Genomic DNA, 26368 nt, shown 5'->3' with positions numbered 1-26368 from the left:
TGCTCCGGGTCGCTACATTCTGAAAACGCCGTAATGTGGCGCCTCGATGGGAGTATTGAGTGAAGCGCTCAGGACGATTGCGAGCGCGTTTCTGGTGTCGACGGGATCAAGAATACCGTCGTCCCAGATTTCGGAGGTTGCATAATAGGCGCTCGATCGTTCCTGATACTCTTCGACAATCGGCTTTCGAATCTCTACCAACTCCTGCTCCGGCAGGCGCCCACCCTCGCGGGCCAACTGTCTTGCCTTGATATGAGTGAGCACGCCGGCCGCTTGCTCCGCACCCAGCGCAGAAATCTGGGATTGCGGCCACGTGAACATAAAGCGCGAATCGAAAGCCCGTCCCGCCATCGCGTACGTTCCCGCTCCGTGGGAACCGTTGCAGACGACGGTGAATTTGGGCACCGATGCCCCAGAGACAGCCATGATCAGCTTGGCGCCATCTTTCGTGATGCCACGCCGTTCGTATTCGCGGCCGACCATGAAGCCGGTGATATTCTGCAGGAAGAGCAAGGGAGTCCGGCTCTTGTCGCACAATTGGATAAAGTGAGCGCCTTTAAGAGCACTTTCGTTGACCAGCACACCATTGTTTGCAAGAATCCCGATCTGATATCCATGAAGCCACGCGAAGCCGCACACCAGAGATTGGCCATAGCGGGGCTGGTATTCGTGAAATCGGCTGCCATCGACTAGACGGGCGATGATTTCCCGTATGTCGAACTGCACTCGAGGATCCTTTGGAATGATGCCGTACAGTTCGGACGCATCGTAGGCGGGCGGCTCCGGAGCGGTTCGATCGATAGACATTTTCGCGGGACGATGGAAGCGAGCGACGATGTCACGGGCAATCGCAATCGCATGCATTTCAGAGCTTGCAAAATAATCGCTCGTCCCCGACACGGTGGTATGCATGTGCGCGCCGCCGAGTTCTTCGACAGAGACGCTCTCGCCCGTAGCAGCTTTCACCACTGGAGGGCCGCCGAGAAAAATCGCTCCCGTGCCCTCAACGATAATGTTGTAGTCGCTAAGCGCCGGGACGTAAGCTCCTCCTGCGGTGCAATGGCCCATAGCGATGGCGACCTGCGGCACCCCCATTTTCGAGAGTATTGATTGATTGCGGAAGATGCGACCCGCGTGGTAGCGATCAGCGAAGAACTCGGCCTGTAAGGGCAGGAATCCGCCGGCACAGTCGCACAGATGAACCACAGGTAGACGATTCTCGATCGCTATGTCCAACGCACGCACGATCTTCTTGACAGAGAGTGGATACCATGCCCCGCCCTTCACGCTGGCATCATCCGCGTGAATAATCACCTCGCGACCCGCTACGATGCCGATACCGACGACCTGCGCCGCGCCAGGCACTTCGCCGTCGTAAGCCTTGTTCGCGGCCAGCGTCGAGAGCTCGAGGAACGGTGTGTCTGGATCGAGCAAGGCCTCGATCCGATCACGAACAAACAGCTTGTTTTGTCGCCGCAGCCGCTCAAGATCCCGTTCGGGACGGTTGAATCTGGCGGCACGCTGCCGTTCCTTCAATTCGGCAGCAAGTCGCCTGTTGTGGAGTTCGTTGAGCCGAAACTCTGGCGATTTCACATCCGCCAAGGAAGTAATCCGTTGCATTTCAGCACCCTTCCTCGCAGAGCGTAACCAGTACTGCGTCTCGCTCGAAACTGTCGCCTTCCTTAAAGTGAATTAGCTGGACTACGCCGTCCCGTGGAGAGCGGATGATGGTCTCCAACTTCATGCTCTCAATTGTCATCAGCGCCAGGCCTGCTGAAACCGTTTGACCAGGCGAGACCTTGGTCGTAACGACGACGCCCGGCATCGGCGCCCGGGCTGCAAGCTGACCCGCCTCATGGTTTGTGGAAGCGAGCGTCCGCAATGGGTCGCAGTAGCGCAGAATGTGCGTGCTGCCACGGATATACACGTGAAGCATCTCGCCATCGATTGCATACCTGACCGGTTCGCAATCGCCCGCAATGGTAAGTACGCCGCAACCATCGGCGTGATGTGTGAACGCAATTGGAGCGATCACCTTATCATGCAAATGAAGACGATAACCCTGCTCGCAGGGTGAAAGCCATAATTGAAAATCGACGCCATCAACTTCGAAGGAGTGATACACGTCAGTTCCTCCAGCTACCCAGCGTCGAGTGAAGTGCGGGTATAGCGTCTGCAGAGTTGCGGATTGGTCTCGTCAAGAGAGCGGCTGTTGCCAGGAACGCCGACAAGTCGGACGCAGAACTGCCGGCGGCAATGTGCGGATTCTCGTCGAGATACCCGGTATGGATCTGTCCACTCAGAAATGCATCGTCCGCAAGGATACGCGAGAGAAAGCTCGCGTTTGTCTCGCAGCCGAGAAGCACTAGTTCCCTAACCGCGCGCTCGGCCTTCAGCGCAGCCTCGATGCGCGTGGGCGAGTGCACAATAATCTTTGCTAGCGTGGGATCGAACGCTGCGGTGATCTGCTGACCTTGCAAGATGCCACTGTCGATCCGCAGGCCGTCGCCGCGCGGGTACTCCAGCACAAGTATCTTGCCGGTCGTCGGAGCGTATCCACGTTCCGGGGCTTCTGCACAAATCCTGAGCTCGATCGCGTGTCCTTTCGACATGATATCGGACTGCGAAAATCCAAGTTCGCGGCCCGCGGCGAGATAGAGCTGTTCGGCAACAAGATCGATACCGGTGATCATCTCGGTCACGGAATGCTCGACCTGCAGGCGCGTATTCATCTCCAGGAAATAGAACTCTCCACCGCCAAAGATGAATTCGACGGTGCCAGCGTTTCGATAGTTGGCGACACGGGTGATGGCGGCAGCAGTTTCGCAGATATGTTTCCGCAATCCGGGCGACAGCGCAGGCGAGGGCGTCTCCTCAATGATCTTCTGAAATCGACGCTGCACCGAGCACTCCCGCTCGAAAACGTGGACAACGTTTCCGAATGCGTCGCCGAGCACCTGCACTTCGATATGCCGCGGATTCTCAATATATCGTTCGACGTAAAGCCTGCCATCGCCAAAGTACCGCAGGCCCTCACTGCGCGCCTGCGTAATCGCGTCATCTAGGGTATCAACATCCCGCACAATCCGCATGCCCTTGCCGCCACCGCCGGCCGAAGGTTTCACCAGCAAAGGGGCTCCGATGGCCCGCGCTCTGCAAACGAACGTAGCTGGATCATCCTCTTCAATCGCCGACGGCGCGACCGGGAAGCCGTGCCGTTTGACAAAGTTGCGGGCCCGGATCTTGTCGCCCATCAGTTCAATGCTTTCCGGAGCAGGCCCGATGAACGTAATGCCAGCCTTCATCACGGCCCTAGCGAACTCCGCATTCTCCGATAGAAATCCATAACCCGGATGGAGCGCGCCGGCGCTCGCGTTGCGGGCGGCGGCGATGATTTGCGCGCTATCGAGATAGGCCGCTATTGGCGTGCGACCGCTGATGGCGATCGCCGTGTCCGCCATGGAGACGGCCGGCGTCCGTGCATCGACATCGTGGTAGACAATTGCGGAGCGAAGTCCCAGCTTGCGCAATGTCTTGATGATACGGACGGCGATCTCGCCCCTATTAGCGATCAGGACAGTGTCAAAGGCTAATTTGCGCATTCGCACCTATTCGTCCAAACATTGCATGAGGTCGTGAGTCCCGTCATTTATAATCGCTTGAGGCCTGAATCTGCGCGCGCCCGTTCACGTGTCCCTACGCGATATGCGGCCCTATCGCAGGGCAGATGGGGCCGGAGATGAGTCCGGACAGTGGCCGATCGAAGCTACCGGCCTGTTGGCGGTGCCTCATTTTGCGCTTGCCTTTCCTTTGGCAGCATCTCGAACTGACATCACGTAGCGACATCGGTCACTTAAGCTCGAGGACCTGGCTTTCAGACAGGCCGTGATGGCGTCCGCATCCGGTATGTGGCTGCTGCAAAGGCGAAATACGTCCGGAGTGCAAGCCTGGCGCTCCTCCGCTGTCGCCGACCGATCTTGCGCACCCGCCCGTTCGGCGCATAGAGCTGTTGTCGTCACGAGAACAACAATGAGGACTGCTACATATTGGTGTGCTCTGTGGATCCAAGACCCACGCGTGCGCTGCATTTTATTCACCATCTCCTCGCTCTTGGTGGAACATCTTGCGGTACTGCCTTTTCCGTGTGCTGCAAAATATGACCTGCCCATCAAGAACAGACCGAAACCGGTCAAAGCATCGATGATCGAGCAGCGCTGTTGCCGGTCGACGCATCCATCGCCGCGCTGGTTGCGGCGCTCGGTCCACCACCGCAATATCAGCGTCGGCAACGCTCGCAACCGAAACCAAGGGCCAAAAGAAGGTCGGCTCGGTTGCAGCCGAACGGTTAGATAAATTGACATTTTGAGCTTCCGAGTTGCCTGAAGTCCACAATCAGTTTTGATGACTGACAGAGGGCCGATGAGACCCCAAGCCATGAACGCGGGGGGGGGAGAACCGTTGCGGCGCGGCTTAGAGACCTGCGTTGAGATTGCCCGTATGAGACACGCCGACCCCGATCAACAAAGGGGCCCTACGCTGCGACCCATCTGGCAAGAGAAACCGTCGGCAGGTCCGTTTCGCACTGGCGCTTCGTAGTGTTTGAGACATTCGAATTTCTTATTACCTGTCAGGACGATTTTGGACGATCAGGCGCCGTCGCCACTTAGTTATAGATCGTACAATCTGACGCTACGTGCGATTCAAGTCCCCTCGAGAAAATATGTCCAGACGCGTACAGTTCCAGAAGCTTGTGGGACAAACCAGACAGAGGCTGAACTGGCGCTGCAATCGCAACTCACCTCACGTTAGCGGAGGGCGTGACAGGCGCATTCATCCGTGCACAGGCGGTCATTCGGGGAGGAGGACGCTGCACCAATCACAGCAGCTTGCGTCGGCAGACGGTTAGGACGTTTATTTAGGGCGAAGGCATTGCCGTGAGCGTTGGCTGCCGGAAGGCGGATATCCGACCCATTGAAATGGGTGCCGCTTTCTTCTGCTCTATCGAAAATAGGATTGGAGAAAGTCGGCCCATCGCTCCTGAGCAACAAAACCGATAACATCAGTGGTTCGCTTTAAGTATCCTTGTTTGTAAAAATCAGTGTCGAAGTCGTATTTGCTTGCGGGAAAATATATGGCCACTCCCTTCGAGCCGGTGTTCAATGAACTATATCTAGAAGCGTAGTTAGTCAGCACCATTCGTTTTGTGGCATCGAGTGCGGTTTTCGCGTAGGTGCGCGTCGTTCGGTTCGATGTGGCTTCAATATAGCGTTCCAGGAAGGACGGCAGATCAATCGAAATGAGAGGTCCCATTCCTGCGGCATAGGGAACTAAGTTCGATCGGGCTGTCTCTATGCTGATGCGCTCCGATGTTAGTACGTTGCTGATCACGTCTGCGAAGGCGCTCAAAGCCGTTGCAGCGGTCTGGACTTTGGACAAGTCAATCACAGAAAGCGTTGTCATCTGAAGATCGCCGTACCGGTTCTTGTACGCGGCCACGAGTTGGTTCGAGAGCTCAAGAGGTGACATCGCTGGGTTAGCGGTCAATAGTGTGAACGGCCGAGTATAGTCCCAGCCCTCGGCCGGCTCCAATTCCTCACTTCCGATCATAAGCGTCGAGCAATCGCGGAAAGCGTAGGCGGTTTCGATCATCGACGTAAGGCCCGCATCGAAGCCAACTACGTCGAGTTTTCTGTTCAATTTTTGAGAGGCCGCCTCGACGGTCTGCTGTACGTCGCTGATGCACAACAAAGAATTCGTATCTTCGTCAAAGGATATGGCAAAATATCCTCCGACTTGCGGGACCGCCTCTGCAGCAGCTGCTAGAGCATCGATGCTCGATCGATTAAGTGGGCGGGTTGTGGCGATCTGCCTGATCGAGGCGTCAGCCGCCATCTGGAAGCGCCAGCCCCGACCATGATTCCAGATTACTAACATGTATCTTGTTGCCGGATATCGATCGATAGACCAGTTGACGAAATCATTGAGTGCCACGAGCGACCCCAAGTCCGACACATCCGGGGCGTTCCGCAAGTCCGCAACTGCAGCCGAAGGAACTGGTGTCTGTCCCTTCTTCACGAGAAATCTCAGAACTCCAGACCATCCTTCGGCCTCGCTCGTGTAGTGGTGCCTGGGTCTGCCCATCTCGACAACTAAGTTTACCCTCGATGTGGTGCCGACGTTTGCGATCTCCCGGAAATTGGCGATAGCGTCAGCCTCGAGATTATTCTTTGCATTCATGAAGACCATGATCGTCCAGTCAGCCGTATGGCCGCTGGTTGTGGCAGCCTCAGCAGGGCAGGCCAGTAGGAAGCCGGCCAGCAGTAACAGAGCGGAGAAGCATTCTTTTGGGATCTTGGACTTAAGCATATGCGGTATGTTAATTGGGGTTTTTGCGTAATGGCTATCACCCAGGAGTTTGCAACGATCGTGCCAGCGTTACGGCCCAGACGGATTCACGTTTGAAGTGCAACGTTTTGGTTTGAGTAGAGAGAATGCCTCGGCTGGGCTTTTGAAGTCGAGGCATTTTCGCGGCGCATCATTGTAAGTGTGGATGATGCTGACGATTTGGCGTCTGGAGAGGCTTGGGAGGTTGGTCCTTTCGAGGCAACCGTCGACTAAGGCGGCCGATGGCCTTTTCGACGCCGCCCTTCTGCCAGGGCGAGTGGGGATCGCAGAAGTAGGTCTGCAAGGCAAGTTGTTCGGTCAGCCGATAGTGGAGCGCAAACTCCGTTCCATTGTCGACGGCAAGAGTTTTGCGCAGCGGCGGCTGGATCGGTTCGAGCAGCTTGGCAAGATGCTTGGCGGTGCGCTCGGCTTTACGATCGGGTGGATTGTCGAGGATGGTGTAGCGCGACTGCCGCTCATGGGCGATGAGCAAACCTCTGGCGTACCTGGCGAACAGCATGAGTCGGCTTCCCGATGGCCTGGTGTAGCACGATCGGCAACATCGACGGCTCGTTCGCTGATGGAGCGGCGGAACTTGATGGCGCTGGCAGCGCTGCCGCCGCGTTTGCCAAGGCGTCCGCGCCGGTATTTGCCGTAAGGCACCAGGCGATGCCAACAGCCCTTTTGCGCCGAGCGATGATAGGCGAAACGATAGATTGACTCGTGGCTGATCACAGTGTGACCGGGCTCGAGCGTCAGCCGGCCAGCGATCTGCTCGGGAAAGTGTCCCATCGCAAAGCGGTCTTTCACCAGATTTTGCAGGTCCGGCTGGCGCGCCAACTTGAACCGACTATCCCAGCGCCTCCGGCGCTCAGCCAGTTTTTGGGCCGCCCGGCCACACTTTGGTGGCCAAGCCGTTCCGCGCGAGCTCCCGGCTGATTGCCGACACATCCCGTTTGAGGCGCGAGCAATCAATCGCATCGATTCACCGGCTGCACGTAGACGATAAATCTCGATCCGATCTTCAAGGTAGAGCTGGTCATAACAATGTCCCATCGCAACAACACCATTGCGGGTGTTGCACTTGTTCTGTGAACCGACGAAATAACAAATGGTCGCACGTGGAGGTAGATCGGCTGCATGCAAGGCGTCAGAGCGCTGCCGCCAACCCAGCATCATTGTTGCGGTTCAATCAACTCCCCCAGGATGACAAGTATCGCATTCGGTTGACCACCTTCTTATTTTGAAAGCTGATCGGCCATAAAAAACGGATACCATAATGGCTGGCGGCCGAGGAAACCTAGGCCGGCGGAGGCCGAACGAAGACGTGCAGAGCAAGGTGTTTGACGCCAGCAACCTGTTGGCGGTCGACAAGTTCTCCGGCTACGACCGTGAAGGCGGCGGCCGCACCAATGTCGGCATCCAGGGGGCCAAACGCGGCTCGGTGGCAGCTGCGTAAACGTACTGTTCGGCCAGTGTTCGGGTGAAACCGCTCGCGGGGCGGACGCGACTAATACCGCGTTCAATTCCGGCCTGCAGAATACCCCCCTTCGGCTATGTCGCTCGCGCCAGGGATTCGCTGAACCCGCCTATACGTTCAGCGTGCGCTCGCGCATTGATGAGCGGGCCTTGAGCGGCAATCGATTCGTAGTCGACGGACGCGCCCCGTTCGAGACCGCTGGTCGGTCAGCATGTTGTTCGGCAACTATCGTCCAGCCGGAATTCGGCAGCCTAGCCCGGCGCAAAAACCTGCTCGACATCGCATCGATCAAGCTGGCCTCGAACTGGCTGGTGTCACCGCGTTGCGATCTTTAAGCCAAGAAGCTGAACCAGTACATCATCGGCGCCGGATATGTGGACTATTGCTTCGTGATGGCCGCAAATTACGTCACGTTCTACGGCGACCAGGCCGGGACGACGCCGCTGGTGCGCCGTCACGCTTTCATGCTGCAGAACGACCTGCCGACGATTGGCCGTTATTCGTACGGTACTTCGCATACGTAGACTGTCTTTCTCTCTGCAGATGCCGCGCTGTTCGGAACGCGATCCTGCTTTCTTGGCCTAGCGATTGCATGTCCATCTATATGAAGCCGAAAACCCCATTGTACGGTTCGAAGCATTGGCGTCAGCGGGCGGAAGCAACGCGGACCAAAGCGGTGTCGCTCGACTGTCTCAAATCCAGAGACAGGCTACTTAAGATCGCCTGGGAATATGAGCGGCTAGCCCGGCGCGCAGAAGATTGGCAGACGTTAAGAGAGTATCGGGATGCTGACTCCAATCGATCTTAATGCTTCGGTACTTCTCGACCACTCCCAGGTGGCTCAGGCTCGGAGCGGCCGGCGGGTTTTATCAGCCAATCTGCCCGCATGTCGCGCGCCGCTAGCAGAAAGGAATTTGTCCTCGAAGTCAAAGTCCCAGATATTCTAAGGGACCGACTTCAAACCGTCCTGTGGAAAAGCGGCCCACAGTGTCAGGAGAGGATAGTCTAGAGAATCCCTGTTAGGACACTTGGACCCGGAGCGGGGAGGGAGACAGATAGAGAAACTATACCCGGAGCAGATCGCCCGTATGCAAGCGCGCCTTCAAATAAACGCCCGCGCCTTGAGGAGCTAAACGTTTGTTCATCGCTAGCTTCTAGGCGGCACGTCATTTGCTAGCCGTGATTTTGGGGGACCCGGTATTGAGCCTTGCCGATGCCCTCCGGCCCGACGCACCTCGTACCCGGCAGGCGTGCGTCGGGCTTTTGCTTTTCAGCATAGGATATGGACGCTCAGTTCCCATCACCGAGTCTGATCCTCTATAGCCGTATGTTGGATGACCGACACAGCGGCGCGATCTCTACTTGCATTGCGAGATTTGGGACACTGTCGCACGGAAAGCCAGTTTTTGTGGTTCTGGAATACGAAGGTGGCGGTAAAACTCCCGGCGTATAGAACATTGCAGTCGGGTGCCAACTTCATCCGAAAATCCCGGGAAAGATTCCGATCCAGACTTGAGTGGGTGCGCAGCGCCTGCCGCCGACGGAACTCCTGATGACTCATGCAATGCGTGGCGGAAATTCTCAGTGCATCGGAACGCTGTCGTGGTGCTACATGCGGAGCAGGGGCATCCAATTGCGCCAATTTTTGATCACGGAAGGCTTTGTGCGCGGCAAGCTACGAAGCTCGTCCACGTCTGCATGCGTCGCGACGAGCGCCAGTGGCGATCCAGTCCCCGCAAGTGGATCGAGTCCGCCGACGCGCCGGAGAAGGGATTGGGGGCCGGCAGCGAGCTAACCGGCGCTCTTGATCGTCCTTTAGCTCTCCGCGCCTTTGACGATGCACGAGCTGTGAAACTGAATGCTTGCGCCGGCGCGCCAGTACGTCCCACAGCGTGTCAGGATCCCTGGGCCCTCAGCGGATCCGTGCCCTTAATCTTCCGGCGTGTGGGGATCAGCATGTTGGCCTATTCGGTTGATAAACGTGAATAGAGCCGCGCACTACGGACTGATCAAGATGGGAAGTCCCACCGGCCTCGGGGTGACGCGTGTCCACCCTCGAGCACGTGTCAGTGTTTCTCCGAATAATCGACCGTTCTCGCAGCGGGCCCGCCGACCTGGCGCGGAAAACGACGGCGCTCTCGATTTTTGGCGACTGCGAGCGCGCGAATGCCTGGCGGTTTCGAGCGTCGAGCCGCATGATACGCGAGAGGCTGAAAATAGACGGATCTGGCTCGTCCGTTCGACGACATGTTTGTTCGATGCCCGACAGGTCTGTTGGTGGCCGCGAGTCCCTTGGTAATGTGCAAAAGGGGCGCACTATTCTCAATTGTGCAATATCGGTCGGCGGCTGGCGGCCTGGACGCATACTATCGCCAGCTTTGAAGCGGCACATCATTTGCAGTGATCATCTTGGGCATGTGATCCCCCCCATGCCCCAACCAACCCGGGTTGTGGCCCGACGCATCTTTCATCTCCTGCAGGTGCGTCGGGCTATTTCCTGCTGTTTTGGCAGCTCACAAATTGATGGTCAAATCGCACTAGAGGCTCAAGTCACTGTCCTACGCACGGCGTGCCATTGCGAAATCTCGCATACGAAAGCGGCGGGAGCCGAGAGGTAATCCGGGTGCTCCATCGCAAAGAGTCATCGGGGACACACGCTTGAGTGAAGGCGGTGTTAAAAGCGCGAGTCTGCTGTCATGGTTGAGTCATTATCGCGTTGCTCGGGCCGTGCTGTGGGTCTAGACTACGTGGCTCAGTCAATCGAGCTCCCGGTCCAGATGGAGCAATGCAAGAGGCACGCGGACCCCACCGCCACGCACTCGCGCAATGCTAGCGCCGATTGAACGATCCGCATCAGAACGCGTTCTCGCCAGCATCAATGTTCTTGGTATCAACACCCTGGAAGGTTTCTCCAGTTGGGAATTCGGGGATACGTGTCGGCTAAGACAAGCCGCTGGCGCTCAGATGCCCGAGTCTTGAGCCAAGCGGAGCTATGTGGCGGCGGTGACACCGCCAGTTTCCACCAGCAGCACGCTGCGGTTCGATGCCATCCAAACACAACGGCCGGACCAGCGGGCTGAAGGAACGATATTGTTCGATGAAGGGCACACAACTCGCCGCAGGCATCTTCGTGAGCGCGGCAAGTTCACGAGCTTTGTGCAGCACGTTCAGAACTGCTGGCCAGCGCCATCTCGCTCATAAGAACGCCCGGACCAGCTTGAAGATGCCGACCCAGAGCAGCGCATTGAGGAGGATCGCCACAATAGGCCAAAAATTCCATTTTTGCGGTGGCGAATCATCAGGACGCGATGTGCTATCGGCTCTACCGCCTTCGATCACGTGCAGTCTTTGTTTGCGGCAGTTCGTCATTCGTACCATATTGCATTGGACCTCGTTGATCAGGGCCACGGCTCGTATCACAGCAAAGAGAGCCACCGATCGAAGCGAATAGCTCCCGAAGCCGGTCGAGACACGATTCTGAGGCTGCTAAGTGTGATTGTGGCGCGCCTGGCGAGATGCGGCTGTTGTGCGCATCCGCGCCAAACCTCAAGGCTGTCGCATGACCGCGGTCGCCCGCCTGATGATCGCGGCGATCTCCTTAGTCGATTCGGTGAAGTTGGTGACGACCGCTACATCGATATCTGCCGGTTGTGCAATTACGACAAGCTTCAATGCCGACTAGGGTCGATAGACCAAATCTCATGATTTACTCCTAGGACGGGGGCCAGTGCGCGCCCTTTTGGCTGCAGCGATTGTCATCTCAGCAATCGGCGTGCCGAACGACAAAGTGCTGTGAGCATCGTTGAAGAGAGAAGAACAACGTGTTTGCCGCGGCACCGGCGAAGTGATTTAGCTGCCGTAGGCGGGTTCCCTACACCGACGTCGTCAATCGGACACGCCTCCGTACAACCAAGATAGAGGCAAATGCTGCTGATCACCTCTCGTGCTGCCAAGCGGTCAGCACCTCGGGCGGCTTGCAGTGTTTGCTTTGCGTATTGGGCGCATCGTGGCCGGCTCTATTGAGGCTGACCTCTTGGCCGACTCGTCGAGAGCGCTCGCTAAGGGGGGCGGGCCAGAGGGCGAATCTCGCTGCTCCTGTCCACGCGTTAGCGAACCGTTGATATTATACCCGGTTTATCCGGCGTGCGAATGATCTCTGAGGGCGCTCACGACTTGGTCTAACCGTAAAACCGCGAAGCTCCGCCACTCGGAAAAACGAATGAGTCGGCCCTTTAGCATCAAGCGTCCTCACGGATGTTATTCGAAATTGCGGCCGACCCTCCCACTCGGAAGGCACCTCCGCATCCGAAACTCTCTTTCCGCCCGGTACAACGGCCTGGTGCCCGCATCCGCGTGGTGCAGCGTCGAGTGCGATCTATTCGGGCTCTCGACGCAAATTTGAAGTCTCGCCACATAGATGACGCATTGGCACTGTTTCAGGCTCGGCGAGCAGCGAAACGCTAAGAATGAGCAGTACTACATCAAGATGCAGCATCAGATCGGCATAATCGGGGCCTTCGCGCCTATGACTTGCGAGCTCCCAAGCACTCCGTCAGCCATGACGAAGAGCAGGGATCGAAGATCCTCAACCCGATTACATTGAAGATAGCGAGTCCAGAGCAACCTTTGACGATGTCAAATGGCGTAAGCTCAATGCATCATTTACCCTTCGAACCGGCCCGCCTCGCGCGGAATCCCGGCATCTCGCACCAGAGATGCTGCATCCCCGAAGACCATGGCTATCGATGAACGACATGACGGTAACATAGGCAGCGCCCTGGAAGACCTGCGCCGTGATCGAGGTGATATGGCTCACTCAAATTGAGGCTCGGAGCCCTGCTCTTGAACTAGTTGGGGTCTTTGCCGTCGCCAGGCAGAACGCAACCGCATTGTGGCAACGTCGCCGCGCGTAACCGGAAAAGAAGTTGATGCTGAAACCAAAGGCCTGCCTGAGAGAACCCTTCGTGACCAGATCGAACAGATACGTGAGGAAGCTGACGGTGCCGTCATTGAGACAAAGCTGAGGGGACGGGCTGTCGCGTATCGGCGATATGCGGGGAGCTGGCTCATCGAAAACAGGCGCTTGGGCGCGTGTGCTTACAGGCGGTTGGTAGGAGAAAGCGAAATGATCTACATCTACGGTTTGCTCAAAATGTTGCTCGAGCTCGATAAGGTGACGCTAGCGAAAGGACGGTGCGGGGACATTGCGCAGCAGCGCTTGCTGGAGGCGATAAAGGTGTCGGATGGAAACGTGGTCTACGTCAATTTCAAAGGAATCCGCCAGGCGGAGGAGGGCGCGTGAGAGCCCAAGTGCGGGAAAAACTTGAGGCTGGCCGCGTGCGATATGGCCAGTTCGCCAGCGCGCCGGGTTCAGGTCCTGGTGGTTACTTCTTTGTGCAAGGGCCTTGCGGCTGCAAACTCAAGATCATCGGGATTGTCCGCCCCGGGTGGGAGCATGTCTCCGTCTCGACACCGCGGCGTTGTCCGAATTGGGAAGAAATGTGCTTCGTCAAAGACCTGTTTTGGGATGAAGAGGAATGTGTGATGCAACTCCATCCGCCTCAGTCGCAATACGTGAATAACAGCAGGTATTGCCTCCATCTCTGGAAACCGACTAACCAGGACATTCCAACACCGCCGGCAAGCTTCGTAGGCGTTGTTGCGCTTGGACCATCCGAAGCCGCGACATTGTTTACGCGGATCGGAGCGCTATCGTGACGGACTGATCAGCGACATTGACCTCGTCCAATCACGCTGAGAGCCGTGGAAGCATGACGGACTTGCTCCATCGCCGCCACGTGAGTTGCACCGCGACTTGACGACTAAGAAGATGATGACGACGCCGTTAAGCAATGGGACTCAAAGCGCGGCAGACGGGGGCAGCACCTATCGCCGCGCGGCTGACCTGTTCGATTTACCATCCTCGAGATCGCAAGGTCAGGTGGCCAGGTACCCCAGTCTGTTTCGTCGTCGTCGCGGAAATATCTTGACGAGCGGGCGCCGCAGGCAGGCATATGGCTGCAAGCCATCGTAAGTCCTCAAGAAGCACTCGTGCTAAGGGCTAATCCACACATTCCGGCTGCTCAAGCCGACCGCTGCAGGATCGAGCTCGACTCGAGATCCCGGAAGATGGTGTAGTTCCAACAGATCCACTGATACAGCGATACAGCTCGCTGAAAGAACCCTTCTCGTGACGCAGATAGCCGGCGAAAGAAAAAATCGCTCGGCTAATATAGATCTTCAGAAACATAGGCGGTGCGGTGAACCGGACGCGGAGCCCCGACGATGAATCGGATGACCGGGACGGCGCGCCGCCTCCTTCATAAAACCGATCTCTTCGCACATCTTGAAGAACTCGAAGGCGTGGAATTCGAGATCGATCACCTCGGCGAGCCCATCATTTAGGATCACTCGGTCCATCAGCGGCATCTTGCCATAGGTGTCGATCACGTCTCGGTCACTATTAGTGTTCCTCCACGTCAGGGTTGCAAAAACCGGAAGAGAAGTGCGGCGACGGCGCTCGGTGATGATCACTGCGATCACCATCGGCGGCACATTTCCGTTGTGGTTGTGGATTAAGTAGCTTTGATCTCACGTAGCGTCAGGTTGTAGCTTGGAAGCTCGAAGACCAAAGCTAGGCGACTCAAGTGTCTATCTCATTGGCAAATCAGTGTCGAACGGCATGATTGACAGATTATCAAGCTTCTCACTTGCGGGTGATGTCCGATCATCGACAGCGGCGAGTTTACGCTCGTGGGCCGTGAAGACGTTGCTTTTAGAACTTATGCCACTCGGGAATATAGCCTTCATTCTGCATCTCGAACGATCTCAGTTCTGTATGCCTTCACTTGTGAGGTAGGTGCGGTTATAGTGGTGGTCGTGACGTCGCGGCCGATCCAGCGCTCCAACGCCAAGTCATTCGAGGGTGATCACCGTACGCTGCCTTAATCAACCAATCCTGCGACGGGAACCTTTGGGAGGACTTTGGCGATGTCGCCATCGCGGTCTGCAAGTGCTGAGCCATCCTCGGCCTTCGGCGATCACGAGCGACCTGCGCCTCCCGGGTTAAGCGCCGCTTCGAGCCTCTTGCCATCCCAGTTGTCAAACCCCGCAGTTGACATGCAGGCCGTCGTGCCGGCGGAAGACTTCACACATGCGGAGGATTTCACGCATAGTGTCGGCTTGGGATGGGAGCATGGTTGCCAATCGGCGCCTGATGCTCTGATCGGTTTACTGGACAGAAAGGGCGTCCTGCCGGCGACACCGCTCCAATCTCAGACACATTATTACGTCCATGGTCGGCCTTACACAACGAAGGCTCGGGCAAGGGACAAAACAGGCTACCCTGAACAATCCGCGAGGACTTGGCGTTGCGCTGATTCCTGGACATGGACCTCAATCTCACGAGCCCGTAGGAGCGCGCATCGAAGGCTTTCCGAAATATGTGGGAGGGACATCGTCAACGGACGGCAAATGCTGTGGACTGTGGTCGTGTTTTAAGTCAGGGCTTGGCAAAGCCCTCGAGGGGAGTGGTCGCGAAAAGTCGTCCGGCCGTCTGGATCAACCGGTTGGACAGGCCTCCGGATCGGGCACCCCATTGCAGCGTGCGCTGGTGCTCGGCGACAGGGAATGGTGGGTGACGAGCATATCACGGCGGATTACACGCTTCTCGAGCGGGAGTTGCACAGGGACAATCCTGATCTGGCCGCGCGGATGCGGTTTGCGCGGCCTGCTGTAGCCCAGCTGCTGCGCTCGACCGAGTGCGAGACCGATTTTACGACAGCGTTCCTGACAATGGTCGATGACCAGCACAAGAACGATACCGCCTACTTTCTGTTCGTGCCAGTAAACGATGGCCATGGCGAGTGGCGGCGGTAGGCATTGGTCGCTACAGCTTGTTGATCGCTCACGCCCGAACGAATCGCATATCACTACGACCCCGCCCGGGGATTTAACCGCGCCATCGCAGAACGGTTCGCAGAAAGGTTGGGTGCCAGCCTACAGCAAGCCCACATGGCTCAGCAGCGGAATCGTTATGATTGCGGCGTCTTTGTGCTGGAGGCCACGCGGGCGCTGGTTGGACGATTGGCGCAAGCAGAGCGGACCGATGACGAACTGCTGCACGTCGACAATCTCGTCGCCGATCGGAAGGCACTCCGGGACCGACTCAGGGCTCATGCGGCTTTGCAGCCCCGAACTCTGTGACAACTCGGGCTTGTGGAGCTGACTGGAGCGGTTCTTGCCGGCACCAAAGTCGGCCAGAATAGCCGCCAGCCGCTGATCGTGCAGCTTCACCAACTCGCACTCGGACGACTGGCCGGGTACGAGGATATGAACGTGTCGGATTAGCAACATGCTGTCGGGGCCACGACACGTCTGATTGAGCAAACAGCTTTTACAATCAAGCTATTGCAATTGGCATAAAGCTTGAAAGAGAGCTGTCATCAGCAGTGCTTGCTCAAGGAGTGGCAGTGGTGGCTTACAAGATTGTCGCCTCTCAGTTTATTTTGTGCGACGGGCACGAAGTCGACTGTTCCAATGCAGCGATCCGTCGCAATGCGCGTTCCGCTATGGCTTTGTCATCGTGATCGACTACTGGATCGCGGCTCGCGCCAAAATCGATGCGCGCTCGCACCAGGGCGCGGCGCCTGTGCCTGGCTCCGTACCTGCCGGCACCAATATTCGTGAGGCGGCAGAATTCGAACGGCTCGAAGCCGAGGTGCGACGCATGGATGCTCATGGGCCAGTTGCGGTTGATTGGCGGAAAGTCAACGCGCTGTCGCTCAACATCCTGTCGAACCAGTCAAAAGACATTCTTGTCGCCTGTTGGGCGACATACGGCCTGTTTCGCACCGAAGGATATCAGGGTCTTGCCGTCGGGTTGGGAATTTTGCGCGGCATGGTGGACGCGCATTGGGACGGGCTCTTTCCGCCGATCAAGCGGGAACGCGCGCGGGTCGGCGCGGTCGATTGGCTCGTTGATCGCGTTGGGGTGGCGGTGGCCGAGAATGCGCCGACCGAAGCCGATTATCCGGCAGTGCTTGCCGCCTACGATGCGCTTGATGATCTTGCTCGCCAGCTCAGCCAAAAGCTGGTCGACGAGCAGGCCGCTTTGGAGAATTTGTTCAGGGCATTGAAATCGTATTACGAACAGGCCAAGCGCGCGCTCGCCGCGGCGGCCGAACATGCTGCTGAGGCGGCCCGAGCTGCCGAGCAGGTCGCCGCCGCACCGGCGGAATCCACTCCGCCGGCTGAGGCTTCTCAACTGGCAACACCGGATATAATAGTCTCATCCGGCACCGATGGCGACTGGGTCGGCTTTATGGACCGCTTGCCTGATCTGCTGCGGCAAGCTGCGGCCAGCCGGCGCGTCACCTCGCCCGCAGACCCGAAGGTCTATCTGCTCAATCGCCTTGGCTCGTGGATGCGCTTTGACGCGCTGCCGCCCGACGCAGATGGCCGCACGACGATATTTCCGCCCGCCGATAACATCTCTGCGTTAGAAGCAAAGGTGGCGGCTGGTCAGCACGCCGATGTCGTGAATTTGGCCGAAGAGATCGTCTGGACGGGGCCGTTCTGGCTCGACGCTCACCGGCATGCCGCAAACGCGCTGGAGCAAATTGGGCCGTTATTTGAGCCGGCGGCCGCGGTGGTGCGTGCGGCGATAGCCCTGCTGGTCAGACGCTACCCGCGGATCTTGGAGTTTCAGTTCAACGACGGTCGGCCGTTCGCTGACGAGGAAACGCGTGCTTGGGCCGCCGTGGGTGGAGCAGACGTGTCGATGGCCCGTGATCCTGTCGACGAAACGGTTGCTGAGGCGCACACGCTCATCGGCGGTGGGCAGCAGCAGGCCGCACTCGAGAAGCTGTCGCGTGCGCTGGATGGGGCGACCTGCGAACGTGGGCGTTTCGTCGGCCATCTTGCGCAAGCACGTTTCTGCATCGAGACCGGCTTCGTCACCACCGCCGTTCCGCTGCTGGAGCACATGGATGAGGTTGTCGCCGAGCGCAACCTCGAAAGCTGGGAGCCCGCGCTTGCGCTCGATGCTGCCGAACTGCGCTATCGCGCGATGACCCATTCCGATGCGCAACAGATCTTTGACGAGCCTCGTCGTCGCGCCGCGCTTGAGCAGATCCGAACGCGGGTCGCACGCATCAATATCGCTCGCGCGACCCAACTCGGTCGCAGCTGATTTTATCGGGAACAAGTCGGGCAAGCTCATATGGTAAAGGAAAGCTCAGTTGCTCCAAAGGAGCGCATCAATATCCGCTTCAAGCCCGCAACCGGCAACCTCAAGGAGGATGTCGAGTTGCCGCTCAAGTTGTTGGTTTTGGGGGACTTCACCGGGCGAGCCGATGACCGGCCGATTGAGCAGCGGGAGCTCGTCAATATCGACAAGGACAACTTTGAAGAGGTTGTGAAAAGCCAGGAACTGAGCCTGGATATCTCCGCTGAGAACACGCTCGACGAATCGCCAGAGGCCGGCAAGCTGTCTGTGTCGCTGAAGTTTGAGAGTTTGAAGGACTTCGATCCCGAGCGTGTCGCACAACAAATCCCGCAAGTGCGTAAGTTGACTGAATTGCGATTAGCCCTGATCGCTCTGAAGAGCCCGCTCGGAAACGTGCCTAGTTTCCGCAAAGCGATCCAGAGTTTGCTCGAAAACCACGGCGCGCGGCCGCGGCTCTTGAACGAGCTTACCAGCGAGCCCGAGTGAGCGGATCAACGAGCTTTTGCAGGAGCCAGAGCGCTATGAACGATACAAGCGCGCAGCCATCGGCCGAAGTCGTCACCACGACTACGGACATTTCGCTGCTGGACCAGATCCTCGTCGAAACGAAGATCACCCCGCGCGATGAGGGCTACGACTTGGCCCGCCGCGGCGTCGCAGCTTTCGTCGCCGAGCTGATCAAGCCGTGCCGGGCCGACGAGCAGGTCAACAACGCACTCGTCGATCGGATAATCGCGGAGATCGATCGCAAGATCTCGGCTCAACTCGACGCCGTGCTCCACACGGACGAGTTCCAACAGCTCGAATCGGCCTGGCGCGGGCTTAAGTTCATGATCGACCGCACCGATTTCCGTCAGAATATTAAGGTGGAAATTCTCAGCGTCAGAAAGGACGAGCTGCTCACCGATTTCGAGGATAGCCCGGAGATCGTCAAGTCCGGCCTATACAAACACGTCTACACCGCAGAGTACGGCCAGTTCGGCGGCGAGCCCGTCGCAGCCATGATATCGGCCTACGAATTTGGCAGTGGCAGTCAGGACGTTAAGCTCATGCGGTACATGAGCGCGATAGCCGCCATGGCGCATGCGCCAGTCATTTCCTCCGCCGCGCCGGAAATGTTCGGCGTCGAACGCCATCAGGAGATCGCGGGCCTCAAGGACCTGCAATCGATTTTCGAGGGGCCAAAATACGCCAAATGGAATTCGTTTCGGGAAAGCGAGGACGCTCGCTACTTCGGCCTCACGTTACCGCGTTTCCTGCTGCGCTTGCCCTATGGGCCGGAGACGGTTCCGGTCAAGTCTTTCAATTACCAGGAAGCCTCGGATGGTGAAACCGACAACTATCTGTGGGGCAACGCCGCCCTTGCCTTCGCGACGCGCTTAACCGAAAGCTTCGCCAAATATCGCTGGTGCCCGAACATCGTCGGCCCGCAGTCCGGCGGGGCGGTTGAGAACCTCAATCTGCACACCTATGAGGCGATGGGGCAGTTGCAAAGCAAGGTCCCGACGGAGGTTCTCATCTCGGACCGGCGCGAATTCGAGCTTGCCGAACAGGGCTTCATTGCTCTGACCATGCGCAAGGGCTCTGACAACGCCGCTTTCTTCTCGGCAAATTCTGTTCAGAAACCGAAGTATTTCGGAAACACCCAAGAAGGAAAGATGGCCGAGCTCAACTACAAGCTCGGCACCCAGCTGCCTTACATGTTCATGATCAATCGGTTCGCGCACTATATCAAGGTGCTGCAGCGCGAGAATATCGGCTCGTGGAAGAGCAGGGAAGAGCTGCAGAGCGAACTCAACGACTGGATCCGCCAGTATGTCGCCGATCAGGAGAATCCATCGGCGGAAGTGCGCTCCCGGCGGCCCTTGCGCAAGGCGGAGATCACCGTCGAGGACGTCGAAGGTGAACCTGGCTGGTATCGCGTCAGTCTGTCCCTCGTTCCACACTTGAAGTACATGGGCGCGGACTTCGCCTTATCGTTGAAGGGTAAACTCGACAAGCAATAATGGGTAAGCGATGTTTGACCGCAGTCTTATGGAGCGCTTGGAAGAAGCAACGGCGACCATGGTACCGTCGCAGAACTCGTTCGATCGCTTCCGGGCGAGCGTCCTGGAAAACCTGCGCCGGGTTCTGAACTCGCGCCAGGGCTGCTGCGAAATACGGCCGGATTTTGGTATGCCCGATCTCAACGATGCGATCGGGCAGGGGGCCGACGCGGTGCGCGCCGTCGCACGTTCGCTCAAGCAGCAGATCGAGATGTTTGAGCCGCGCTTGGGGAATGTTTCGATCCGCTTTCATGCCGACCGCCACGTCCCGCTGCAGCTGACGTTTCACGTCAACGCGACGCTCAACCATAACGACCGGGTGGAGCCCGTGTCTTTCGACGCGATCTTCGACCAGCGCGTTCGGGTGAAGGGCTGAGGCGGTGGCCCTTAATCCCTATTACGAGGATGAGCTGTCCTATTTGCGCGAGCTCGGCCGTGACTTCGCTTTAGCTAATCCGAAGCTTGCGCCCTTTCTCGGGCGTGATGCCACTGATCCCGACGTGGAGCGGTTGTTGGAAGGTTTCGCCTTCCTTGTAGCGCGCCTGCGCCAGAAGCTCGACGACGAGTTTCCCGAGTTTGTCCATGGCTTGTTACGGATGGTATGGCCGCACTATCTTCAACCCGTGCCGCCAATCACAACATTGGCCTTTGCTCTGAGTCAATCGGCAAGCGCGGTGAGCCTGAGCGTGCCGGCCGGCACAAGCGTCCGCTCGCGTCCGATTGAGGGAACGAACTGCACGTTCGTCACCTGCTATTCAGTTGATGTGCTGCCGCTGGAGATCAATGACGTTCAGCTCGAGAACCGGACGAGTTCGGCTCGCCTGACCTTGGGTATTAAGGCAACCGGCCAGCAAAGCCTCTCATGTCTTCAGAACGGCCGACTCCGCCTCTTTTTTTCGACGGAACGAGAGCCACAGATCGGGCGCTATCTGTTGACTTGGCTGTGCCGTCACGTCAGGCAGGCGACCGTCACAGTGGCAGATCGACAGGTCGCAGCAATCGGGTCAGCACAGATCGCGCCAATCGGATTGAGGGATGACGAGGCGGTTTTGCCCTGGCCGCATAATGGGTTCGCTGGATTCCGGATCATTCAGGAGTATCTGAGTTATCCGTCGAAATTTCTCTACGTGGAACTGTCTGGTCTCGAGCCGGTCGGGACCCACACGGAGACGGAGTGCAGGCTCAGCCTCGAGTTTCAGCGTCCGTTCCCCGCGCAATTGCGGGTGAGCAAAGGCCAAATTCGCTTGAACTGCACGCCAGCCATCAATGTCTTCAGCCACGATGCCTCACCGATCCGTCTAGAGCGGACAAAGACCGAATACCGCGTGCTTGCCTCCGGAGGGCCGAACTTCAGCATCCGTTCTGTCGACGGTGTCACCGGCTATGTCCAAGGGCGTCCCGAACGCATCGAGTTCGAACCATTCGACCTGTTACGCCACGATCTGCCCGGCGCCGAGCGCAACCGCGCCTACTTTCGCGAGCGCATCCGGCCGGCTGTAGTCAGTCGGGGCGTCGACCACTATGTGAGTTTCGTCGACCGGCTCGACATCGGCCAGCATCCGCCGATCGATGTCGCATCCCTGCAATTGTCCTGCTCCAACGGACCCATCGCCGACCGGTTGCCAATCGGTGCAGTCGATCTGCCGACCTCCGACACGCCTCGCTCGGTCACCTTCTCCAACATCACGGCGGTCGTTGCAGAGGTGCCGCCTCCGATCAATGATGGCCTGTTGCGGCGGCTGACGGCCAATCTGGCGCGCAATTATGGCGGCATAGTCAACATAGACACGCTGCGGACCGTTGTTGCCAGCTACGATTTCCGCGCCGTCTACGACGTTCAAGCGCGCCGCCGCCTAGAGTTGTTGCTCGAAGGCCTCGAACAGTTCGTGACCACCGACACCGATCATGTGGTGCGCGGCGCCCCGATCCGGATGCGCAACATCGAATTGGCCGTGGTCGATAGCAAGATCGGCGGGGAGGGCGAATTGTTCCTGTTGGGCTCGGTGTTCGACGCCTTCTTTGCGACCTTCGCAGGGATTAATATGCTGCATCGGTTTTCCGTTCGCGGCACGGAAAGTAACGCGCACTACGCATGGCCAGCGAGAGCCGGATCGATCACTCCGTTCTGACCGCGCCCGAGAATCTCAAAGAGCTAGCAACCTACGGGTTCTTCTCACTCGCCGCGCTCCTCGAACGGCATTTCAGCAACGCTCCCCCAATCGGATCCACCGACGATCCCGAGCGCGAGGCAGTTCGCTTCCGCGCGGCACCGATGCTTGGCTTTCCTGCCGAGGAGATCGCGGAAATCAGACAGGTCAAGGCCGCACGCGAGCGGATGGAGGTATACGTCAATTTCCTCGGGCTGCACGGCCCCTCCTCGCCGCTGCCGCCCTTCTACACCGAATGTGTCATGCACGCGGACGGCACCGGATCGCTCGGCGATTTTTTCGATTTTTTCAATCACCGGCTGATCAGCCTGCTGCTGCAAATTTGGCGGTACTATCGCCACCATTTACGGTTTGAGGAGGGCACAACCGACGCGATTTCAGTGCTGGTCGGTGCTCTCTTTGGGCTCACACCCGGCGAAAATACAGCCGACGAACGGGAATGGCGGGCGTGGCTGCTACCTCATGCCGGTGTCCTTGCATTGTGCAGCCGGTCGGCGCGGCTCGTGGCCGGCGTGATTTCCAGCCATCTTAATATTCCGGCCCGGGTCGAGGAATTCATCTGGCGCGAGATCAATATTCCACCCGAAGCTCAGTGGCGCCTGGGCTTTGACCTTCAGCTTGGCATTGACACCTTTGCTGGCGAAATCATGCCGGATGTGGTGGGCAAATTCCGCCTTTGCCTTGGCCCCGTCAACCAGCAGCAGTTTCGGTCGCTGCTGCCCGGTCGCGAGGCCCACGCCATCCTTTGCCGTCTTATTAATGTTATTTTGCGGGAGCCTTTGGCATGGGATCTCCAGCTAGAACTGGCGCCCGGGGAGACACCGGAATGGACTCTGGGCGAAGGAGAATTGGGCTGGACCACATCGATCGAGCCGCCCGAGGGAACCGGGAGCTCAGTTCTATTGTGATTGTCATCGAGTTGTTCGCGTACGGCCCGATGTTGAGGGCACTCGATCTAGTCGGGCACCCCATCGGCGGGCGAGCCAAATGACGACGTTTCGTGAGTCCGCTCCAATCCTTGGCCCGCTCATGTCCTTCATTTTCAGCAAGGAGAAGTTTGCACCCTGGGCAGAAACCGCGTTGCCACAGCGCAGGTCGAAGCAAGACTTACGTCGACCTGCAGCTTTTCGCCTGTCGCTATGAAGGGGACCTCCCGTCGTGCGTCTAGGTGTTTAGTCCCGCGCTTTGATGGTGCATTCTTATCGCCACGTTTTGAAGGATGAGCTATGGATAAGTTTTGCACGGCTGCGCCACTCCGACAGAGGCGGTCCGTCGAGCAATACAAAAAGTCGGCCGTTAAGAAGCCGAGTTGAGCGTGGGAAGGGCGGAGATCGCGCGCCAAGACCAAGATGACGCGCAGCGGAGGCTTGATCCAGGCGAGGAGAGGCGGAGATTGTAGCCGACCGCGGTGAGGATGGCGTTGGCGGCGTCGCCTGCGCACCCCTTCAGGTAGCCGCGATCGAGGTGGCCATCGGCTTTCGTGTGGCCGATGACGGCCGCGATGGCGGAAGCGTCTGAACTCACGTTTGATCGCACCGAGGACACCGCGTTTCTGGCCGGAGATGAAGACGCGGCGCGCGTTTGTCGTCTGGTGGCCGCGATAGCCCTTGTCGACATAAGCGCGTTCGATCGAACAGCCGGTGAGCTTCTCAAGTGGCACCGATGACGTCGCAAACCGTATGGCCGTCATAGGGATTACAGCGTTTTGGCCTGCAGCACGACCGCCCCGGAGCGCGGGCATTGGTGGGTGATGATCAAGGCCTTGACGCCAATCTACGGACCACGCCTGCGTTGCAAGAGGAAACGATAAAGGTCCGCGCCAATCTATCCGACTTCGATTTGAGGCTGTCGCCTCGAGCCATTATAGATATCCGCTCACTTCCATCCTTAATAACTCTCCGACCTCAACAGGGGCCCGTCGGGCTTCAGAGGTGTCGGTGCAACCGTTCCTCCATTCCGTCCTTGCGTCTCGCAAAACCTCGGCGGAATATTGTGCCCCTTCGGATACGATCGTGGTTCCTTCCTTCGGTCGCGTAGTTATGCAGTGTGGCCCAAGAAATTGGCATCGTAGTCACGGTTCTTTGCGAGCACGATCCAGGCCATGCGCGCGATTGTTGCGGCAGGGGCAACAACCAGTACATTCGAGCGGAGCCGCTTCGACGCTGCTTCCAACCAGGCTCCGAAGCCGTGCCTGGGCCAGGTTTGGCGTCTCAGAAGTACAGCCCTGGCTCCTTGAATGAACAGGGTTCTCAGGTAACGGTTGCCGCGCCTCGATATGCGGCCGACATTGGTTCGATCGCTCGTCGGAGAGATTTGTTTCGGCAGTAGCAGTCGACTACTCAGTCCCTAGATCTGCAAGCGCGCAATTCAGCCGCCTTTAAGTCGGGGGATCAGAATAATGCTCATGCCTAGCAGATTGTTTGGGGGCCCTTCGGCTATCCCTGTCTGCAACTGGGCTGTGTAGGGCTGACCGTGGATGTACAAGTTTATCCCCGGCTGGAGCAGTGTCGGCAAAACGCGTCTTTTGTTGAGTGCAGCGATGAGGAGGGCTGGGGCCAGTTGGGGCCCGTGTTTCCAATCCAGGCCAACGATATGTCCGAAATCCTCTGGAACCTCAGCCCATGCCTGGTGCATTTTGGGCGATGTGACTTCATTAAAATCCGAGCTGCCGCCGCGCAACCGTTTACACGACCGTGGTATTTCTGATGGCGGCGATTCATCATCCAACTGCTGCTCTGGGTTCGCCGCGAACTTCTGCAGCTCCTCGGCCGGTGGCGGCGATTCCCCGAATAGTTCCGTGAAGAGCGACTGTAGCGAGCTGTTCTGGTGAGTGTTTTCGCTGGCGGCGGCCGCTGGCTCATCATCCAGCTGCTGCTCCAGTTCCCTCGCGAACTCCTGCAGCTCGATCTCGTGCTCCCGAAGCATCCGGACGCCGGAGTCGACGCTGTACGAACGATAAAAATGATAGAAATTCTGGATATCTTCTGTCAGCGAGTCGTCGTTGAGGCGGTCGGCTATGGGGCTTTTTCCCTCCCTTCGGAGCCACTCGCTAAACATTCTAAGATGCCTAGTTGCTTGATCGACCCTTTTCCGGCGGCCGAGGAAGAGCGAAGGCCTTCCCGCCGCAATGGCCTCGTTAGCCGTGTTGGCGGCCGCCTCGATCATCGCGGCGTCTTCGGGATAAGGAACCAGCTGAGATGTTCGCCGGTGTGCTTGATTGCCGCGGTCGGGCACGTCAAGATGCCTCCGAAGCAGTTTCAAATCTCCCGCGACTGCCAAGGGCCTTTCGCAGGAAAGTTTGAACCTCCGGATATCTTCATGGAGCGAGGCGTCAGCGAGGCGGCCGGCTATCGCGCCTCTATGCTCTGTTCGGAGCCATTCGCTAAACTTCCGGAGGCGATAGGTCGCATTCGACACCCGTTGCCGGCTCTCAAAGTCCTCCCAAGGGCGCCCCTGCGCAAAGGCCGTCTTGGCCGCGTTGGCCGCCGCCGCGATCAGCGCCTCGTCTTCGAGATAAGGCACCAGCATAGTCCATCTCCGATTTTGACTCAGTCCTAATGTCTCGTTAGCAAAAGCCGCGCCAACAGCGTCCGCCAACTAGATCGTGAGTGTCGGCGTTAGCGTCCCATTTCGGAAGATTGATTCATCGGTAAAAGCAGATGACTGCTCAGCATCAGATCCTTCGATTGATCGGACTTCATTGCATAGAACAGAGTCCCATCCGTTCGAATCGACGATGGATCTGCTCACGGCGGCTTAGACGTCATGGTGTTGCCCGCATCGCCACCACCTCGCGCGACCGGCTGTTCAGTGCGTTGCTCATCAAACCTCCACGGCACCGACTATTACGCGGCTCTCGCCGGACGGTTGCCCTTATTAGGTGGTCCCATCTTGATCCAAGCCAATGTGTTGCTCGACGCGATCACGCGGTTGGCTGATGTGGATTTTTCGCCATCCACCACGTGCCGGTGTCTGAGGCCAAGTCAGCGCCCCTAGCTTGACCTTCGGAGGGGACAATGGTGCCGCGCTGGCATGGCAAAACGGCGACGGCACAAAAGTAACA

Annotated in this window: 20 protein-coding genes and 1 pseudogene; 10 read left to right on the top strand and 11 right to left on the bottom strand. The window is 58.0% G+C overall.

All coding sequences use genetic code 11. The features are described 5' to 3' along the window. Positions 1-12: 12 nt before the first annotated feature. The 5 genes from RX331_RS24360 to RX331_RS24340 form a co-directional block, all read right to left on the bottom strand. Positions 13-1620 carry an acyl-CoA carboxylase subunit beta gene (locus RX331_RS24360; RefSeq protein WP_317252417.1) on the bottom strand — a complete coding sequence of 536 codons (1608 nt, stop codon included), beginning with the start codon at positions 1618-1620 and terminating at the stop codon, positions 13-15. Position 1621: 1 nt separating this feature from the next. Continuing rightward, complete coding sequence (locus RX331_RS24355; protein ID WP_317252416.1) at positions 1622-2125, bottom strand: acetyl-CoA carboxylase biotin carboxyl carrier protein subunit; 504 nt, start codon at positions 2123-2125, stop codon at positions 1622-1624. A 1-nt stretch (position 2126) separates the two neighbouring features. Then, entirely contained in the window at positions 2127-3602 is a 1476-nt protein-coding gene (locus RX331_RS24350) for an acetyl/propionyl/methylcrotonyl-CoA carboxylase subunit alpha (RefSeq protein ID WP_317252415.1), read from the bottom strand. 1396 nt (positions 3603-4998) lie between these two features. Beyond that, positions 4999-6366, bottom strand: a complete 1368-nt coding sequence (locus RX331_RS24345) for a clostripain-related cysteine peptidase (protein WP_317252414.1) — start codon at positions 6364-6366, stop codon at positions 4999-5001. 169 nt (positions 6367-6535) lie between these two features. Further along, a complete protein-coding gene (locus tag RX331_RS24340) occupies positions 6536-6904 on the bottom strand; it encodes an IS30 family transposase (RefSeq protein WP_317252413.1) in 369 nt (122 codons plus the stop codon). A gap of 759 nt (positions 6905-7663) precedes the next feature. On the opposite strand from RX331_RS24340, the gene lptD reads away from it, so the two are divergent. Both lptD and RX331_RS24330 read left to right on the top strand, forming a co-directional pair. Continuing rightward, entirely contained in the window at positions 7664-7843 is a 180-nt protein-coding gene (gene lptD / locus RX331_RS24335) for an LPS assembly protein LptD (protein WP_317252412.1), read from the top strand. Between the two features lie 410 nt (positions 7844-8253). Further along, positions 8254-8388: a hypothetical protein gene (locus RX331_RS24330; RefSeq protein WP_317252411.1), complete on the top strand. Its 135-nt coding sequence runs from the start codon at positions 8254-8256 to the stop codon at positions 8386-8388. 2671 nt (positions 8389-11059) lie between these two features. Here RX331_RS24330 and RX331_RS24325 read toward each other — a convergent pair. Further along, positions 11060-11272, bottom strand: a complete 213-nt coding sequence (locus RX331_RS24325) for a hypothetical protein (RefSeq protein WP_317252410.1) — start codon at positions 11270-11272, stop codon at positions 11060-11062. A 1717-nt stretch (positions 11273-12989) separates the two neighbouring features. Between RX331_RS24325 and RX331_RS24320 the strand changes: the two genes are divergently transcribed. Next, complete coding sequence (locus tag RX331_RS24320; RefSeq protein WP_317252409.1) at positions 12990-13166, top strand: hypothetical protein; 177 nt, start codon at positions 12990-12992, stop codon at positions 13164-13166. A 938-nt stretch (positions 13167-14104) separates the two neighbouring features. Here the strand turns inward: RX331_RS24320 and RX331_RS24315 are convergent. Further along, on the bottom strand, positions 14105-14410 hold the full coding sequence (locus RX331_RS24315) for a hypothetical protein (RefSeq protein WP_317252408.1): 306 nt from the start codon (positions 14408-14410) through the stop codon (positions 14105-14107). 1083 nt (positions 14411-15493) lie between these two features. On the opposite strand from RX331_RS24315, the gene RX331_RS24310 reads away from it, so the two are divergent. Next, positions 15494-15742 (top strand): hypothetical protein, encoded by a 249-nt coding sequence (locus RX331_RS24310; RefSeq protein ID WP_317252407.1) that lies wholly within the window; start codon positions 15494-15496, stop codon positions 15740-15742. Between the two features lie 120 nt (positions 15743-15862). Here RX331_RS24310 and RX331_RS24305 read toward each other — a convergent pair whose 3' ends face one another. Then, positions 15863-16159, bottom strand: coding sequence for a hypothetical protein (locus tag RX331_RS24305; RefSeq protein ID WP_317252406.1), 297 nt, complete (start codon positions 16157-16159; stop codon positions 15863-15865). A 289-nt stretch (positions 16160-16448) separates the two neighbouring features. Between RX331_RS24305 and tssA the strand changes: the two genes are divergently transcribed. Genes tssA through tssG form a run of 6 tightly spaced genes read left to right on the top strand, consistent with a single transcriptional unit; the run spans position 16449 to position 23213 of the window. After that, complete coding sequence (gene tssA / locus RX331_RS24300; protein WP_317252405.1) at positions 16449-18056, top strand: type VI secretion system protein TssA; 1608 nt, start codon at positions 16449-16451, stop codon at positions 18054-18056. Positions 18057-18086: 30 nt separating this feature from the next. After that, positions 18087-18578, top strand: a complete 492-nt coding sequence (tssB, locus tag RX331_RS24295; protein ID WP_317252404.1) for a type VI secretion system contractile sheath small subunit — start codon at positions 18087-18089, stop codon at positions 18576-18578. A 35-nt stretch (positions 18579-18613) separates the two neighbouring features. After that, positions 18614-20098 carry a type VI secretion system contractile sheath large subunit gene (gene tssC, locus RX331_RS24290; RefSeq protein WP_410708006.1) on the top strand — a complete coding sequence of 495 codons (1485 nt, stop codon included), beginning with the start codon at positions 18614-18616 and terminating at the stop codon, positions 20096-20098. Positions 20099-20108: 10 nt separating this feature from the next. Further along, entirely contained in the window at positions 20109-20513 is a 405-nt protein-coding gene (gene tssE, locus RX331_RS24285) for a type VI secretion system baseplate subunit TssE (protein ID WP_317252402.1), read from the top strand. A gap of 4 nt (positions 20514-20517) precedes the next feature. Next, the gene (tssF, locus tag RX331_RS24280; protein ID WP_317252401.1) at positions 20518-22266 is read left to right on the top strand and encodes a type VI secretion system baseplate subunit TssF; all 1749 of its coding nucleotides are present in this window, start codon (positions 20518-20520) and stop codon (positions 22264-22266) included. Then, positions 22230-23213: a type VI secretion system baseplate subunit TssG gene (tssG, locus tag RX331_RS24275; protein ID WP_317252400.1), complete on the top strand. Its 984-nt coding sequence runs from the start codon at positions 22230-22232 to the stop codon at positions 23211-23213. The genes tssF and tssG overlap by 37 nt, the downstream gene beginning before the upstream one ends. A gap of 434 nt (positions 23214-23647) precedes the next feature. Here tssG and RX331_RS24270 read toward each other — a convergent pair. The 3 genes and pseudogenes from RX331_RS24270 to RX331_RS24260 all read right to left on the bottom strand — a co-directional run. Then, positions 23648-24072: pseudogene (locus tag RX331_RS24270) on the bottom strand (IS5/IS1182 family transposase); the annotation flags it as partial. A 270-nt stretch (positions 24073-24342) separates the two neighbouring features. Next, the gene (locus RX331_RS24265; protein WP_317258227.1) at positions 24343-24558 is read right to left on the bottom strand and encodes a hypothetical protein; all 216 of its coding nucleotides are present in this window, start codon (positions 24556-24558) and stop codon (positions 24343-24345) included. A 114-nt stretch (positions 24559-24672) separates the two neighbouring features. Beyond that, the gene (locus RX331_RS24260) at positions 24673-25833 is read right to left on the bottom strand and encodes a hypothetical protein (protein ID WP_317252399.1); all 1161 of its coding nucleotides are present in this window, start codon (positions 25831-25833) and stop codon (positions 24673-24675) included. Between the last annotated feature and the right edge of the window lie 535 nt (positions 25834-26368).

Origin of the sequence: Bradyrhizobium sp. BWA-3-5 (assembly GCF_032917985.1) — a bacterium.
Lineage (GTDB): Bacteria > Pseudomonadota > Alphaproteobacteria > Rhizobiales > Xanthobacteraceae > Bradyrhizobium.
Note: the sequence above shows the minus strand (reverse complement) of the source record. Positions and strands in the feature narration are given on the sequence as shown.